General features: G+C 53.2%; 13 protein-coding genes. 5 read left to right on the top strand and 8 right to left on the bottom strand.

Annotated elements, in window-relative coordinates; genetic code table 11:
• Nucleotides 1-14 precede the first annotated feature (14 nt).
• Complete coding sequence (locus tag AB4N73_RS08450) at nt 15-335, bottom strand: hypothetical protein (RefSeq protein ID WP_056785955.1); 321 nt, start codon at nt 333-335, stop codon at nt 15-17.
• 188 nt (nt 336-523) lie between these two features.
• Between AB4N73_RS08450 and ku the strand changes: the two genes are divergently transcribed.
• A complete protein-coding gene (ku, locus tag AB4N73_RS08445; protein WP_056785952.1) occupies nt 524-1,390 on the top strand; it encodes a non-homologous end joining protein Ku in 867 nt (288 codons plus the stop codon).
• A gap of 131 nt (nt 1,391-1,521) precedes the next feature.
• Here ku and lpxO read toward each other — a convergent pair whose 3' ends face one another.
• A complete protein-coding gene (lpxO, locus tag AB4N73_RS08440; protein ID WP_150635344.1) occupies nt 1,522-2,421 on the bottom strand; it encodes a lipid A hydroxylase LpxO in 900 nt (299 codons plus the stop codon).
• Nucleotides 2,422-2,730: 309 nt separating this feature from the next.
• Here lpxO and AB4N73_RS08435 point away from each other — a divergent pair, with 309 nt between their 5' ends.
• Complete coding sequence (locus AB4N73_RS08435) at nt 2,731-3,165, top strand: short chain dehydrogenase (protein ID WP_150742113.1); 435 nt, start codon at nt 2,731-2,733, stop codon at nt 3,163-3,165.
• A gap of 33 nt (nt 3,166-3,198) precedes the next feature.
• Here the strand turns inward: AB4N73_RS08435 and AB4N73_RS08430 are convergent, their stop codons facing one another.
• The 4 genes from AB4N73_RS08430 to AB4N73_RS08415 all read right to left on the bottom strand — a co-directional run bounded on the left by AB4N73_RS08430 (nt 3,199) and on the right by AB4N73_RS08415 (nt 7,806).
• The gene (locus tag AB4N73_RS08430) at nt 3,199-4,143 is read right to left on the bottom strand and encodes a methyltransferase (RefSeq protein ID WP_460143246.1); all 945 of its coding nucleotides are present in this window, start codon (nt 4,141-4,143) and stop codon (nt 3,199-3,201) included.
• 14 nt (nt 4,144-4,157) lie between these two features.
• Nucleotides 4,158-5,525 carry an iron-containing redox enzyme family protein gene (locus tag AB4N73_RS08425; RefSeq protein ID WP_460143245.1) on the bottom strand — a complete coding sequence of 456 codons (1,368 nt, stop codon included), beginning with the start codon at nt 5,523-5,525 and terminating at the stop codon, nt 4,158-4,160.
• Between the two features lie 109 nt (nt 5,526-5,634).
• Entirely contained in the window at nt 5,635-6,564 is a 930-nt protein-coding gene (locus tag AB4N73_RS08420; RefSeq protein WP_460143244.1) for a ZIP family metal transporter, read from the bottom strand.
• A gap of 15 nt (nt 6,565-6,579) precedes the next feature.
• The gene (locus AB4N73_RS08415) at nt 6,580-7,806 is read right to left on the bottom strand and encodes a zinc-dependent alcohol dehydrogenase (RefSeq protein ID WP_460143243.1); all 1,227 of its coding nucleotides are present in this window, start codon (nt 7,804-7,806) and stop codon (nt 6,580-6,582) included.
• Nucleotides 7,807-8,516: 710 nt separating this feature from the next.
• On the opposite strand from AB4N73_RS08415, the gene AB4N73_RS08410 reads away from it, so the two are divergent.
• Nucleotides 8,517-9,377: a hypothetical protein gene (locus tag AB4N73_RS08410; RefSeq protein WP_460143242.1), complete on the top strand. Its 861-nt coding sequence runs from the start codon at nt 8,517-8,519 to the stop codon at nt 9,375-9,377.
• Nucleotides 9,378-9,583: 206 nt separating this feature from the next.
• Here the strand turns inward: AB4N73_RS08410 and AB4N73_RS08405 are convergent, their stop codons facing one another.
• Nucleotides 9,584-10,306, bottom strand: a complete 723-nt coding sequence (locus tag AB4N73_RS08405) for a hypothetical protein (RefSeq protein WP_460143241.1) — start codon at nt 10,304-10,306, stop codon at nt 9,584-9,586.
• Nucleotides 10,296-11,984, bottom strand: a complete 1,689-nt coding sequence (locus AB4N73_RS08400; RefSeq protein ID WP_460143240.1) for an RNA-directed DNA polymerase — start codon at nt 11,982-11,984, stop codon at nt 10,296-10,298. Before AB4N73_RS08400 ends, AB4N73_RS08405 begins: the two co-directional genes overlap by 11 nt.
• 526 nt (nt 11,985-12,510) lie before the next feature.
• On the opposite strand from AB4N73_RS08400, the gene AB4N73_RS08395 reads away from it, so the two are divergent.
• A complete protein-coding gene (locus AB4N73_RS08395) occupies nt 12,511-13,593 on the top strand; it encodes a hypothetical protein (RefSeq protein WP_460143239.1) in 1,083 nt (360 codons plus the stop codon).
• Nucleotides 13,594-13,598: 5 nt separating this feature from the next.
• Nucleotides 13,599-14,345 (top strand): hypothetical protein, encoded by a 747-nt coding sequence (locus tag AB4N73_RS08390; RefSeq protein WP_460143238.1) that lies wholly within the window; start codon nt 13,599-13,601, stop codon nt 14,343-14,345.
• Nucleotides 14,346-14,878: the final 533 nt, after the last annotated feature.

The following is a 14,878-nucleotide window of genomic DNA, read 5'->3' as shown; positions in this document are numbered from 1 at the left end:
ATCAGTCCTGCCGTTCAACGGTTGCTGCCGGTGCCCCGTGAGGGCGGGTTGGGAATGAAGGTTGGCGGATTGCTCGGCACCGAACGAATCGGTTGACCATTGCCGATGCCGCGATTTTCAACGGTCGGCTGACGTGGCACGGGAACGGTGTTCGGCCCGCGAAGCGGCGGAGCGCTGGGCTGGGTGCCCTGCATGCTGTTGGGATTGGCCCGGCGGATCGGGCTGTTGTAGGGATTGTTGCTGTTCCCGGTGGGGCTTTGTGCGAGCACGACATCGGCATGAACCAGGCCACCACTTAAGACGAGGACGGCGATGCCAATCAGAAACCGGTTCATGGGAATACCTCTCGATGTGCGTGGACTAGAGCCTTGGAGCCCAAGCTACGCCGTGGGTTCGGATTTGTTAACCCTCGTGCCTTAAACAACATGTAACACGGCTTGACCGTACCGCTGGAAGCCGCGCAATCACTGGAAACTTTCTCGCCGCGCCACGGGTCACCTGATCATCACTCGGAGGACAGGTCATGGCTCGGGCAATCTGGAAAGGCGCAATCAGTTTTGGACTGGTACACATCCCCGTGGCGCTGGTTTCAGCGACGTCGTCCCAAGGCGTGGACTTCGACTGGCTCGACAGCCGCAGCATGGACCCGGTGGGCTACAAACGCATCAACAAGGTCACCGGCAAGGAAGTCACCAAAGAAAACATCGTCAAAGGCGTGGCCTACGAAAAGGGCCGCTACGTGGTGCTCAGCGAGGAAGAAATCCGCTCGGCGCACCCCGTCTCGACACAGACCATCGATATTTTCTCTTTCGTCGACGCCGAGCAGATTCCGCTGCAGAACATCGATACGCCCTACTATTTGGCGCCAGACAAGCGCGGCGGCAAGGTCTACGCGTTGCTGCGCGAAACCCTGAGCAAAACCAACAAGGTCGCCCTCGCCCGCGTTGTCCTGCATACCCGTCAATACCTGGCCGCGTTGATGCCGCTGGAGTCGGCGCTGGTTCTGGTGAAACTGCGCTGGCCGCAGGAAGTGCGCAGTCTTGATGAATTGGCGCTGGGCAGTGAAGTGACCAAGCCGCAATTGGCCAAGGGTGAGCTGGACATGGCTAAACGTCTGGTTGAAGACATGACCTCGGAGTGGTCGCCTGAGGACTACAAGGACGAGTTCGAAGACAAGATCATGGCGCTGGTCGAGAAAAAAGCCCACGAAGGCAAGATTGAGGACGTCGAGACCACCACTGGCGAGGAAGAACGCAAGACTGCCGATGTTATCGACTTGACCGAGCTGCTCAAACGCAGCCTCGGTGGCAAGGCACCGGCCAAGCCCAAGGCCAAATCAAGCAGTAAGGCGGCGCCGGCCAAGAAGACTCGGAAGGCGTCCGGGGAGTAAGCGTTGGGCCAGCTAGAGGTATGTTTGAAGTGAGGCCGCCTTCGCGAGCAGGCTCGCTCCCACAGGGAAACGCATTTCAAAATGTGGGAGCGAGCCTGCTCGCGAAGAGGCCGGTACTGACACCGCAAGTCTCAGATCAGAATAAAGATCGCCAACAACGCCGCAAAAATCGCCCACTTCTCCAGGTAATACCGCGTACGGTTGCGCTTCTTCAGCTCTTTGCCGCGCAAACGGATCTTGTAGATCTTGGTAAACAAGCGGTTGATACCACCGGTCTTGTCCCCCGCATCATTCGGCGCGCCTGCCGCTGACATCACGGTGCGGCTGAACCAGCGGTTGAACGCCGCCGCCCAGTGGTACTTCAACGGCCGCTCAATATCACAGAACAGAATGATCCGGTTCTGATCCGTGGTGTTTTCGGCGTAATGAATAAACGTCTCGTCGAACATCACCGCTTCGCCATCGCGCCAGTGATAGTTCTCACCGTCGACGTTGATGTAGCAGCCAGGATCGTTCGGCGTATCCAGACCCAGGTGATAGCGATAGGAACCGGCGTAAGGATCGCGATGGCGCACCAGCTTCGAGCCCGGCGGCAGCTCGGCAAACATCGCCGCCTTGATTGAGCCGATGCTCTGCACCAATTCAGTGGTGCGCGGGCACAGCTTCATCGCCGATGGATGGCTGTCGCCGTACCACTTGAGGTAGAAGCGCTTCCAGCCAGTCTTGAAGAAAGAGTTGAAGCCGACATCGTCATACTGATTCGAGCGCTTGATCTCGCCGGCACGCAACAGATTCTGGCCCTCCTCGCGAATCTCTTGCCAGTGCGCCTGCAACGGGCTCAGATCGGGAAAGTCCGCCGGGTTCAGATACGGCTTGTTGGGAATTTTCGAAAACAGATAGAGGAAGCAGTTGATCGGCGCGAGGAACGTCGAGTGGTCACTCAGTTGCCGCCCCAGCTTGTGGCGCACGCGTCCACGCAAGTGAACGTAAGCAATGGAGATGACATAAACAGCGGCAATGATGAGTTTCACGGAAAAGGGTCACACGTCAAAAGTGAACAAACTGCGCGCGTGGCGACCTGAGGCCCAGCGTCTTATGCAGCGGTCTTGATGCACAGGGCGCGTCCATGGCCCGCGCCGTTTCCGGGCGCTCGGTGAAAGGGTGGCATTTTAGCCACAGTTCGTAACCGATAGTGAACCCTCAACTGTGAAAAACTGTCTTGCGCGTTTGCGTGTAAAGCTCCAGCACACTTGAATCCATACAAACGCCCGTTGCTCATTTGGATGGAACCACGCTTGGCACGCGCTCCTCTATCGCTTACCAATAACGGAGGAACCCCCATGATCGCCCCACAAACCGGTATGAAACCAGGTCAGCGCTATCGAATTGAAAGCGTCGAGCGCGCGCCGCAATTCTCTGGCTTTTTTCTCGATGGAAAGTATTACCTGGGGCCTGAATTGCAGACCGCCGTCGGCTGGCTTGAAGGGCAAATGTTTTTCTACGACCAGCTCGACCCGACCGGTGAGCCGGTTTATCCGGGCAGAATTGCCGGTACGATTGAAGGGCTGACGCTGGTGATGCCGGACGGCTTACGCCTGGAGATCGAAGAAGCGCCTTATCTGGCGGAACCCCTTGCGCCGGTGCGCGCCTCCCTCGCCGGGCGCATCGAGCGTATCTCGCGACAGCCGATTCGCCCGTCGCCGCTTTTGGTGGCTGGGGCCGCGATGCTGGTAGGAGTTTGTCTGCTGACGATCTCGCGCATCAGAAATCGCTGAAGGCCACCGCGTCAGCAGTGGCCCACACGTCGGTCACTGCTCGCGGGTTACCGTCAGTGCGACCACGGCGATTCGCTCGGCGCGCTCATATTCCGGCTTGAGCAATTCCTCACTGAACACGTCCGGATCGAGTTCACGATAAGTCCAGCCAAAACGTTCGCCCTTGAGCAGAGGCGCCACGGCCTCGCGGAACGGGTCCTGCCCGCCCACGATCGCCACGCCGGTGTACACCAGCAACGTGCCGCCGACCTCCAGACGTGGTAACGCCTCACGCACGATACGCACCGACAAGCCTTCGCCCAGCGCCCCGCCGCCGTGGCGATAGGCGCGCTGTTGCTGGTCGTTCATATACGGCGGGTTGGCGATGATCAAGTCGAACTGACCTTCGACACTGGCGAGCAGATCGCTGTGGTACACCGACACGTTGCTGGCCCCGGCCAGCTCAGCGTTGACGGCACTCATGCGCAACGCCTGCGGATTGATATCCACCGCCAGCACTTGGGCATCCGGCCGTGCCTTGGCGATGAGCACCGCCCCGGCGCCGCTGCCGCAGCCGATGTCCACTGCGCGCCTGATCGGCGAAAAGCGCTGCTGCAACTGCGCTTCGATCGCCTGAGCAAAACGATAAGTGTCCGGGCCAAAGAACACCGCATCGCTCGCGGTGGTCGGAAACGCCGAGTGGGCGAATAACCGGTCATTCAGCGTCGACCAGCGCACACGACTGCGCCACACCGCGCCATCGCGTTCGACTACGCCGGCCTGCTCCAGCGTGGCCAGTTCTTCTGCGCGAAACAGCTCTGAAGGAAACGGCATCGACCAGCCAAACACATCACGCAGATCTTTCGCCAACGGCGTGGCAAAGCGCTGCAGAAAACGTTCGTGGGTCAACGGCGTTGGGGTAATGAAGTGATAACCGCTGTCGAGCAGGCGCTTGCCCAACTCGAACAGCGCTCTGTCCGATGTTTCTTGTGCCGACATGAAGCCTCCTTGTTTCAACGCAAGCGGGCGCGCAGTTGCATGAAGCGACGCGTCGCGAAAAGTCCGGCCGGACGCCAGTGCCGCTGGGGTTGCAGCCATGGCATCAACAATGACATCTGTTCGGCGGCAGGCTTGTCGGCCAGTGCCGCTTCCAGGTTGAGCAGATCGGCGTCATCGTCAAAGGTTTCTTCGACGGCAGCTTCGCGGCGTACGTAAGGCCGAGGCTGGGAGGCCGGGCAATCCTGAGTGATCCAGTCGCGCAACAGCTGTTTCTCATAGCCATTGAACACCCCGAACATCGCCGCATCGCTGCCGTCGATCAAACGCCAGAAACGACTTTCTTCCACCGCCTCACCGCGTTTGATCCAGCTTTTGCGCTCCAGCGCCGAAAGAAACTCGCCCATCTGTCCCGGCGTGGCCAGCCACTGATTGATGGTGCGGTTTTCGATACGGCAGTAGTCGGAATGCATGTGCCGGCCAAAGACCGCCTTGCGCTCAAGCATGGCGATGACTTCGTGGTCCAGATCAAACTCTGTGATGACGGCGGTTGTGCCTTTGCCCACGTCGTTGAGGCGATAACCGACGGCCATGCGCCGGTAGAACTCATCGCGTTCATCGCCCAGCGGCATCAGTTCGAGCATTGATTGCACAGCCTTGCGCGCATGGCCGGTGCTGGCGTTGTCGATGGTCACGTGCAGGCGGAAATAGTGCGGATCGATGCCCAGCTCCGCTAGCTCATAAGCACTGATCAACAAGTGCAGCGGCAGTTGTTCATAGCCGAGGTTGAAGCCGATGACTTCTGGCAGAAACTGCCCGCCGAAACGTCCCAGTGCCAGCTGCACCGCGCCTTGCAGAAAATACTCGTCGGCAAGACCGCTCAGATCAGAGCATTCATGCTCGGCGAGCAGCTTGCGATAGATCACCACATGATTCTGCCGTGGCACGCCCTCGCCCAGCTCTTCAAGATAGGTATCGAGCAAATCGTCGAAACGCGGGTCCTGCCACTGCGGCAACAGCCCAGCCAGCCAAGCGCCATCGACCTCTTTGGTCGGTGCCACATGCAAGATGAAATACAACGCGTGGGATTTGTTGCGGAAATAGCGGCGCGGCGCGCCCTGCTGACGTTGTTCGAGGTAATCGGCGTACTCGGCCGCCACGCTAGCGCAGCGGGTTTCCGACCATTGCAGCAGCTCTTCGGCGCTGGCCGGCAAATCGTCAGACAGCGCAGCCGCCTTGCTCAGCTGCCGGCGCAGGAAGTCCAGTGCCGCACGATCAACCGTGGAGTCTTCCGCCAGCAATCGGTCATAAAGCCGGCGCTCGGTATCCGCCGGCGTGGATGTTTTACCCGAAGACTTCCTGGTCGGGATTTCGATCAGCGACATGACTCATTCCCCTGCGTTATTGGCATTGCCTATAAACGAAAGAGTGATTGGCGCTGAAAAAAATTCCTTTTTTGTGCGAGACGATAGGCTCAGTGGTGCACGTCGTTTTTTAACCCAAAGCGGTATCGAGAAACATCATCACGCCGAACCCAAGCATCAGCCCGAGCGTGGCAGGCGTCTCGTGGCCGTTGCGGTGAGTTTCCGGGATCACTTCATGCGACACCACAAAGATCATCGCGCCCGCCGCCAGGCCCATCGCCACCGGAAAACCCAACGCAAAACTGTTGGTGATGCCCAATCCGACAATCGCGCCCAACGGTTCCATCAATCCTGAAGCGGCGGCAATCAACGCTGCACGCCCTGCGGAAATGCCGGTCACCCGCAGCGCCAACGCCACAGCCAGACCTTCGGGGATGTCCTGAATGGCAATGGCGGTGGTCAGCGGCAAGCCGATTTTCATGTCGCCGGTGGCGAAGCTGACGCCGATCGCCATGCCTTCCGGAAGGTTGTGCAGAGTGATCGCCAGCACGAACAGCCAGACCCGATTGAAGCGCTTGGCTTCAGGCCCGCGCCGGCCGCTTTTTTCATGTTCGTGGGGGACGAAGCGGTCGAGACCGACCATCAACGCCACGCCTAAAGCCATGCCGGCCACAACGACGGCAGCGGCGAGCATGGGACTGCTCACCGCTTCCTTCGCCGCCGCAATCCCCGGCAGGATCAGTGAAAAGGAACTGGCAGCCAACATCATCCCTGCCGCAAACCCGAGCATGGTGTCTTGAGTTCGCGAAGTAATCGCCCGCAACGCCAGGGCCAGCAACGCACCGATTGCCGTGGCGGCAAAACCCGACAGCCCGCCGAGGGTGGCGAGGCGTAGCGTGTCGCGGCCGGTACTGACCAAACCGGTGTAGCCGCTGATCAGCAACAACACGGTTACACCGACCAGGGTCAGCCAGAAAACCCGCCCTCCCCAGCCCGTGCGCGACAGGTTTACAAACCATGCTCGCACGGGGGCGGCGAACGAAGATGACGGTAGCGCCATGAAAAGTCCTCGGTTTCAGGTGGCCGGTACGAACGGCGTGGTTTCATCCAGCTGCGCCAGCGGAACATCGCTGCCACCCGGGGTCAGAATCACCTTGCGGCATTCTTCCTGCTTCTTATTGAAGATCTTGTAACCCTCGGCCGCCTGCTCCAGCGACAGCCTGTGTGTGATGATCGCCTCGGGCTGCAACTTGCCGGTTTCGATGTAGCCAAGCAGCTCCGGGAGAAAACGCTGTACGTGAGTCTGGCCCATTTTGAAGGTCAGGCCCTTGTCGAAAGCATCGCCGAACATGAAGCCATGGATAAATCCTGCATACACCCCCGGAACGCTGACCACACCACCGCGCCGGACGGCGGCGATGCACTGGCGCAAGGCCTTGCCGCTGCTGCCTTCAAGTTTGAGTGTAGCCATGACCGTTTGGGTGGTGCTGCCCTTGGCTTCAAGGCCGACGGCATCGACCACGGCATCAACGCCGCGATGGCCGGGAGTCTGGCTGGTAATGGTATCCGCCGGGTCATCGTCCTTATCGAAGTTGATCGGAATCACGCCGTAGGTGCGCTGGGCATAATCGAGGCGGTACTGGTGATGGTCGACCATGAAGATCAGCTCGGCACCGAGCATTCTCGCGCAGGCTGCGGTGAGCAAACCGACCGGCCCGGCGCCGTAGATCGCCAGACTCGAACCCTGTTTAACGCCGGCGTTGATCACCGCTTGCCAGGCAGTCGGCAGGATGTCAGAGAGAAACAGCACTTTCTCGTCCGACAGCGTGCCCGGTACCTTGAACGGGCCGGTATTGGCTTTCGGCACGCGCACCAGTTCCGCCTGGCCACCGGGAATTCCGCCATACATACGGCTGTAGCCGAACAGCGCTGCTGGCGGCGGAATCATTTTCTTGTTCAGCGCAGCGCCGGGGCCTTCGTTGGTGGTCTCGCAAGCGGCGTAAAGCTCTTGCTGGCAGAAGAAGCAATCGCCACAGGCGATCACGAACGGAATCACCACTCGGTCGCCGCGCTGCACGGCCGTGACGGCTGGCCCGCTTTCTTCGACGATCCCCATGAACTCATGACCGAAGATATCGCCGTGCTCGACGGTGGGTATCTTGCCTCGGTACAGGTGCAGGTCCGACCCGCAGATGGCGGTAGCGGTGACGCGCAGGATGATGTCGTCGGCGGCTTCAAGTTTCGGGTCCGGTACGGTTTCGACGCGCACGTCATGGGCGCCGTGATAGGTCATTGCTCGCATGGCTTGGTCCTCACTCGTTTGAACGAAAATGGCTGCTGCTCCACTTTCCGAAGTGAAAATGGCCGAGTGAGTTCATTCGGGTTTTCGAGATTTTGATCAGCGGATATCGGGGACTTCTCGGACGAGCCGATGCGTACGCCCGTTTGCCTGCCATATAACTGCCGTCTGAGTTATGCGACAATGCGCGCCAATGTCCAACAAGAACCCCGTACTCGTCGCTCAGCAGCTTGCCTTCAACGGCCCCAGTTGCGGACGGCTTATGCGCGTTGGCTCAACTCAAGCACAGACTGGGGGAGCTGGAAAAGCTCCAGATTGGTACTCAGGTTTGTACCAGGCACCACAGACCAGCTCTAACCCATTGATAGGTAAGGTAATTGATCTCCACAGCTAACATCACGATGCGATCTTATTAGCATTGTGATGTTGCCTCAAGCGTATAAAAATCAACGGCTTAGCTCGCAAGAAATCGCTAAAAAACGCCCCGATACACGGCTTTGGTATCAGAAATGGTATCAATAAAGCCCAAGTCTAGTCGCCTCCGCAATCCCGAGCTAGTCGCCAGGGCTTCCCCGCAGCTCGTCTATTTGCACCGGCACGAATCCTTCGCTCGCAGCCTCAATCGTTTAGCATTTTTGAGCGTTTTCAGTGACCACTGCTAATCTCTCCAACGCGCAGTGGCCACCGTGGCGGCTCAAGATTGAAAACAAAAAATGGAAATCAAACAAAACCCATTTTCTTTTTATGACTTCCTCGGCTATTTCGTACCTGGATCCTTGGTCGTTTATTTGCTTTTCAGCATCTCTGCACACGCGTCCTTCAAGGAGAGTTCACTTTTAAAAATAATCAACCTGTCCGACTTGAAAGGTGTTGAGCTCTACACTCCACTAATCTTAATAGCCTATATTTCCGGGCATTTGATAAACTTCATATCTGCCATAACCGTCGAAAAACATTTAAATTGGATGTATGGTTTTCCTTCAAAAACTCTTCTCGGTATCTATCAAAAAAGCTATTTCACGCGTGGCGAGTTCAGCATTCAAAAAAACATTATCCGTTTGATGGTTGCCCTATTGCTTCTACCTCTCAGCGGAATAGACTTCTTCCTAAGCAAGACTCTCAAAACACAAAAAATCATCAACAAAGAACTTGACCCGGCTACTAGAGAACTGCTCAAACAGAAAATGGAAGACACACTTAAAAGAGTTTCCAGCTCAGATACTCTGCTTGCAGATTCCCTGATAGAAACAAACTACTTCCTGTTCATCTATCACTTCGCGCTGGAAAACGCGCCTCAACACGTGCCAAAGATGCAAAACTACGTAGCTCTTTTTGGCTTAATGCGGACACTAACATTTTATTTCATTTTGCTATTCTGGGTGGCTAGTTGGCACCTCATATACAGTGATGCGAGTCTACTAACAATAGCAATCACCTTGCCAGCGTTAAGCGTAGTCTCTTACTTGTTTTACTTGAGCTTTATAAAATTTTATCGTCGCTTCACACTGGAAGCCATGATGGCCGCAGCAGTTGTGGAAAAACCCACCCACCAAGAAAAACCCATTCCCTCTTAGCAAGGGATTTTAAGTCCGCCCAGATATTCTTATTTTTCAAATAGTTACCGTGCTTATTTTTCCGCATATCTCAGTTTCTTGAGACCATAAAAACTAGTAGACACAAGGGTCCAAAAAAATTGCGGAAGTACTTTCTGGCACGAAAAACCTAGTTTTCATAGATGAGCTGAGGAAATATAAATCGAGACTAATGAGAGAGATTATCACTAACGCTTAAACCGAGTACCGACTAGCGATTGGAACAATTGGAGGATGTCTACCTTCGTTCGTCCGCTACTGATTACCGCAAGGAAGGAGTCATAGCTCATTGATACCTTTTCACCATTGCGTGGATTCAACAGAACAAAATGCTTCCACTCTTCGCCTCTACCCTCGATGGCTGCTGCGTAACTGAGGAGCCAGTAGATGGCTACTTGACGGTAATCTGCCGATGAAAAGCGCTTGGCTGCGCATTTGACTTCAATAAGGGTATGACCTATCGAAAAATCACCGTTTCCACTCGAAATCCATTCGAAGCCTGGAATTCTTGGACGCAGAACGATTGTCGCTTCACTTTGGAGACTCATTGCTATGAGCTCCGCTGACAGATTCCGTCCAACAATTTCAGCTAGCTTCTGGTCTCCTGAAGTAAGTTGGTCGGGTAGTACTGCATCGAAGAACACCCTTTGCCGCCTCAAAGTCAAGTCAAAACACTCACACCAATCTATCTCGACTCCAGTTACTAAACACTCCCCGACTGCATACCCGAGCTCAAACAGCATAGGTCGCTGTAGAGCAGACTGAGAAAGCAGATCTGGCGGCAGTAGTTGCATTTTAAATTTGTCGGCATATGAATTGAAGTGGGCCACAATTCCTGGAGTCAGTTGTGGAAATACTTCATAAAAAACACCTGGAATATCGCGAGCAACTGAACGCGGGTCAATCTGCATTTTTAGTCTCTTTTGCCCATGTCGCATATACGGCCGCGAACCGAGGCTCTGCACCGCGACGGTGTTTTTTGAGTTTTTCCCGGTCCTTCTCCTCATCCAATAAGACTTCTACGCCTAGCGCCCATCCTTGAGGAATAGAGTGGCGAAACTGACGTCGTGCAGCTGCTCCTTCATCACCAAATTCATAGGTGGCCAGCCAAAAAAGGCGCTGGCACTCAGCGGTCATTTGTTGCCAGCGGTTGCGCAAGTAATTAAACCCAGCCCTATCACCCCAGTTTCGCCAGCAACCCAAACATGCGCGTCTAACTGTGTCAAGCTGAGTTGTGTCAAAGAGATTCCGCACATATTTAGAACGCTCCGAAGTACTGCAAAATCTTAAGCAGCGCATGTAATGCAAAAGGCTAGTGTCGACATTAAGAAGGTGCGATGAGTTTTGTGGGACAGCGTCTAGCAATGAGTCAATACGCTCATGGATCGACGTGAAACGCACGTCGCCTCGTAGGGTGGCGATGCCACGCATGATGGTAGAAAAGGATGAACGGAACGCATGAAGATTTTTACTATTCAACAATGTAGACGCAATCTCAAGTGCGATTTTAGGTTCGTGCAGTCGCATCGTTCGTCCAATCTGCGCAACCAAGAACGTGTCTGGGAGTGCCTTTTCCAGCTCTCGGTTGAGTAGTAGTCTTACCTCAAGTGTCTCGACGGTTTCCTTCAACGACTCGTAATCCTTATCCGGGGTGTCAGAGTAAGGGTCGAACTTCAGATCGATCGTTCGAAGCTTGACCGCTTCATCATCTCCATCGCCCAACTGAGACTGGACGTAATCTCGATAGTGTTTCGATGACAAGAACACGCTCTTCGACCTGTTTAGACTAAGGCCGTAATCCATCAGACATTGGGCTAGGACCCCAAGTGAGCGATAGGCGTCAGCCGTGCTGGCGGCGATCAAAACATAGTCGTCAACATATCGGTCCCATTTTATCCCTGATGCCGTTAAAGCCGAATCTACTTGATTAAGCAGTAGCTCTGCCAACACGCGCGCGCCCTGCCCACCTACAGGGAGCCCAAAGGATCTCCCTGCTGAAAGCTTGCTCAGCAGCACATTGATCTGTTTCGAGACTTGCTTGCCATCACCACCGAGATCATTAATGAAATTCTCGATGTAATGATGCGATACATGCTCGTAAAAGCTGGAGATGTCGGTCTGGACGACAACTGCATCTTGGCCCTCAAAGCTTGCTCGTGAAATGGTGGCCTCCTTGAAGGCACGCCATGAGCGCTTTGAATCAAAAAGTTCTTCATCACCGAGAGTCATGAATCTGTACGAATGCGCATAGATCGCTCGTTGCGGCTCTAACGCCTCAGCAATCGCAATGGCCAAGCCATTGAGATAAATATTCCAGAAAAGATGAATCTTTGTTACGACTCGAAATCCGGTCGGACCTGAAGCCGCGATCAGCCTCTCTCCATTCACACGTATTGCCGCTATCCGGTCGTGATTCTCCTTTAAAGGACCGTCGCGTAGTTCTTCGTAAAAGCCAAATGCAATGAAAGCAAGCTCTTGGGCTCGGTCGCCACAGAACCGGACATCCAAATCAAATGGAAGCGTGTCGTTATCCCCGTGTGCAGCAATTTCACACGCAGCACGTTCAAAATGACGCAGAGCAGGCTTCAACAATTGATAATCCTTTGACTTGTGAATTTAGTATCGCGAGGAGCCAGATTCATAGCTTCACCGGCTCATTCGGATGTCACATGGATTGTAGTCCCACTTAAGTGTTTTTGCTGGACTCCACCTGCGTAAGCCTCATAACAAAAAAACCGCCCTCACCAACCGTCAATAGTTCTTCAAATCAAAACCAATTCAAGCTCCTCCCTATATACGAATTAAAATTGAACTATTTTTAGCCTCCTAACATAAAGACCCACATTCCTCTGAAAGAAAAAACATCAAGTGAAATTTTCTGAAGCAATTAAAAACAAATCAAGCAGATTCCATGCCAGACGCAACCTCACAAAATATATCACTCTAAGTGGTCACTTATTGCAAATAAAGCCATCGGAAAATATCACTCGCGAGGCTGCCAGGGACCGTCGGCAGAGCGTCCTAAATGCTCATTATTGACAATTTCGAATGGGTGATATAGCTTTGCGCCATCACACACAAATCAGCACCATCAAAGAAGAGTTAAAGTCAAGCCATGGATGAGCTCCAAGACTCCAACATTATAGTCAGACACGCCAATCTCAAATCAAAGTGCTGGGTAGTGCGACCTGGAGCCAGGTACAAGTTTATTAATAACTTCCTAGAGCTTGGCTGTATTGCAATGGCGCATTTGGATGACGTCAGCCCCGACGAGGAGGTTTTTGAAGAGCTTCGCGAAGCAGAAGGAGAGGCAATATTTACCATTTGCAACGAGCTGGCACCCAACCTGACTATTAATGTTCGAGGCCAGGTGCTGTCTTTTATAAAGGAAATGGCCGTCGGCGATGTTGTTTTCACTTTGTCTGGTGCGAATATTTATCCTGGAGTCATTACTAGCACTCCTTATGTGGCAAATGAAGCATTCTCTGGCTCAGAGCGATTCATAGTTAGACGCACCGTTACTTGGGGTGACCCAATTGAGCGTAGCAAGATCCCTATAACTCTTGCCAAAAGCTTTCATGCCTATCAAGCCGTTTTTTCTTTAGGTGACAACTCAAAAGAAATCCATCACTGGCTTAGCGCTTTCTTTGTAAGTGACGGGACTTATTACAGCAGTCTTAGGGTCAATCAGGCTGGCGACCTTAGTCACCATTCACTCAAGAATCTTTCAGAGGTGATGGATAGACTTCAAGTATTATCCTTGATGATTGGTAGTGAGGAGACCTCTTTTCTAGGAGAGGGGCCTGTGTCCCTTGAGACTCTCCTAGGCTTTATGAAGCTCTTCGATGAAAAAAGTTTGCTGGTTCTCACGTCTCAGCAAGTGGTCATGTCTCCTGGAGACTTATGGTACGGCTTCAAATCTAACTCAATTCGATCGGGTGTGGCATTTCTCGTTGGCTTAGCTATGCTTTTCAATCAGACGATTGCATTCGCCGATGAAAATCTAGAAAAAGTTAAGAACGATGTAACTCCAATCGTAATGCAAAATCTTTCTGCGGTTAAAGACAATGTAGATTTGGACGCCGTCAAAAAGACGCTTTGGGTCAAGCCAGCAGGTCAAAACAGATCTTTTGTAGATCAAGAGCCATCATCGGAACTGTTCCCAGAAGATGGCGCCCCGCGATACTCAACTAGGTAAAAAACATGTCTACCACGTTGATATGGCTTATCTCGTTCGGGGGGCTGATTGCCCTACTAGTTGCGATAATTTACTTCAGAGCCGCGCTAGTTACGCGAGCTTGCGACTTTTTGAGACATCATCAGGCCTACAATAATTTTGTAATAGCCTCATGCGCCTTGGCAACTTTAGTATGGGGCGCATATACTTTTGATGCTCTTCAACAAAAAGATCGAGCGATTGCAGAGCTAGCCGATATTCAGAAACGAATCAGGGACACTGAATCCACGCTCCTATCAGTGGAAGTCCCCGTATCTAAATCGACTGATGGGTACTACCTCACCCCCACAGTCACGATTAAAAATAGCAGTAATGAAGCTATTTATTTCAAGTTATGCCCAGACTCGTTATCAGTTAGCAAGATCGCCTATAACTTTGAAGGCCAGGCCAGAGCGGACAAAACCGTCTTCCCTCTATACTACGAAAAAATCTCAGACAATCCAAAAATAAAAAACAACCCACTTTACGATTTACGCGTCCCAATTGCTTCGGAGAGAAAATTAAGTTTTTTTGCCGCCGTTAAAGAACCCGGTGTTTATTACGTTACTTTTTCTGCACTCTCCTCAAAGGATGCCGCACCAGAATCAAGTAATAGCGAGTGCAGCTTTAACGCCAAGCAAAACATCGAAGGAGGAAGCAAAATAAACGGGAAGGATTCTATTTGGTTCGCATCGTCCTATGTAATCATTTCAGTGGACGAAAAAAAACAATAGGCAGTTTTCTTATTTATAGCACCTCGATTTTTATTTAACGAAATCAGCCGTGGTAGAAGCTAAGCGGAACGCGTAACCCTAAGCTGTTGAAATGACGAAAATAGGCAGTGGACTTGAAAACCGTCGACTGTAACAGGTCCATGAGTTCGAATCCCATCGCCTCCGCCATCTTATGTACGACAAAGCCCTGATTATTCAGGGCTTTGTCGTTTCTGGCATTCAGAAATTTTGCTCCTCTTTTTGTGGATCGTTTCCGCATCTTTTCAGCAATTTCCGCAACCCTTCTTTCCAGTCCGCCCTCATCCCGTCAATTTCAGTTGCCAGATTTAATGCGACAGACGAGTTTTTAATTGAGCAGTAGGCTGCTTTTGGCCAATAGCGGTTAGTCAATAATGTGCTCTGAAAGCCACGAAATGGCACGACTGATCAGCCGTGTCACTTCCTCAAAACCACTACTCATTTGAGTTTCGGATATCTGATGTTCACGGTTAGTGGATACCGAAGGAATGATGAATGACGCAGCATAGCTGCTC

This window comes from Pseudomonas sp. S3_B08, assembly GCF_054667725.1.
Note: the sequence above shows the minus strand (reverse complement) of the source record. Positions and strands in the feature narration are given on the sequence as shown.

Coding starts and splice junctions, on each gene's coding strand:
- AB4N73_RS08410 (WP_460143242.1), top strand. CDS start 8,517: ATGGAAATCAAACAAAACCCATTTTCTTTTTATGACTTCCTCGGCTAT.
- ku (WP_056785952.1), top strand. CDS start 524: ATGGCTCGGGCAATCTGGAAAGGCGCAATCAGTTTTGGACTGGTACAC.
- AB4N73_RS08405 (WP_460143241.1), bottom strand. CDS start 10,306: ATGCAGATTGACCCGCGTTCAGTTGCTCGCGATATTCCAGGTGTTTTT.
- AB4N73_RS08420 (WP_460143244.1), bottom strand. CDS start 6,564: ATGGCGCTACCGTCATCTTCGTTCGCCGCCCCCGTGCGAGCATGGTTT.
- AB4N73_RS08395 (WP_460143239.1), top strand. CDS start 12,511: ATGGATGAGCTCCAAGACTCCAACATTATAGTCAGACACGCCAATCTC.
- AB4N73_RS08430 (WP_460143246.1), bottom strand. CDS start 4,143: ATGTCGGCACAAGAAACATCGGACAGAGCGCTGTTCGAGTTGGGCAAG.
- AB4N73_RS08415 (WP_460143243.1), bottom strand. CDS start 7,806: ATGCGAGCAATGACCTATCACGGCGCCCATGACGTGCGCGTCGAAACC.
- AB4N73_RS08450 (WP_056785955.1), bottom strand. CDS start 335: ATGAACCGGTTTCTGATTGGCATCGCCGTCCTCGTCTTAAGTGGTGGC.
- AB4N73_RS08425 (WP_460143245.1), bottom strand. CDS start 5,525: ATGTCGCTGATCGAAATCCCGACCAGGAAGTCTTCGGGTAAAACATCC.
- AB4N73_RS08390 (WP_460143238.1), top strand. CDS start 13,599: ATGTCTACCACGTTGATATGGCTTATCTCGTTCGGGGGGCTGATTGCC.
- AB4N73_RS08435 (WP_150742113.1), top strand. CDS start 2,731: ATGATCGCCCCACAAACCGGTATGAAACCAGGTCAGCGCTATCGAATT.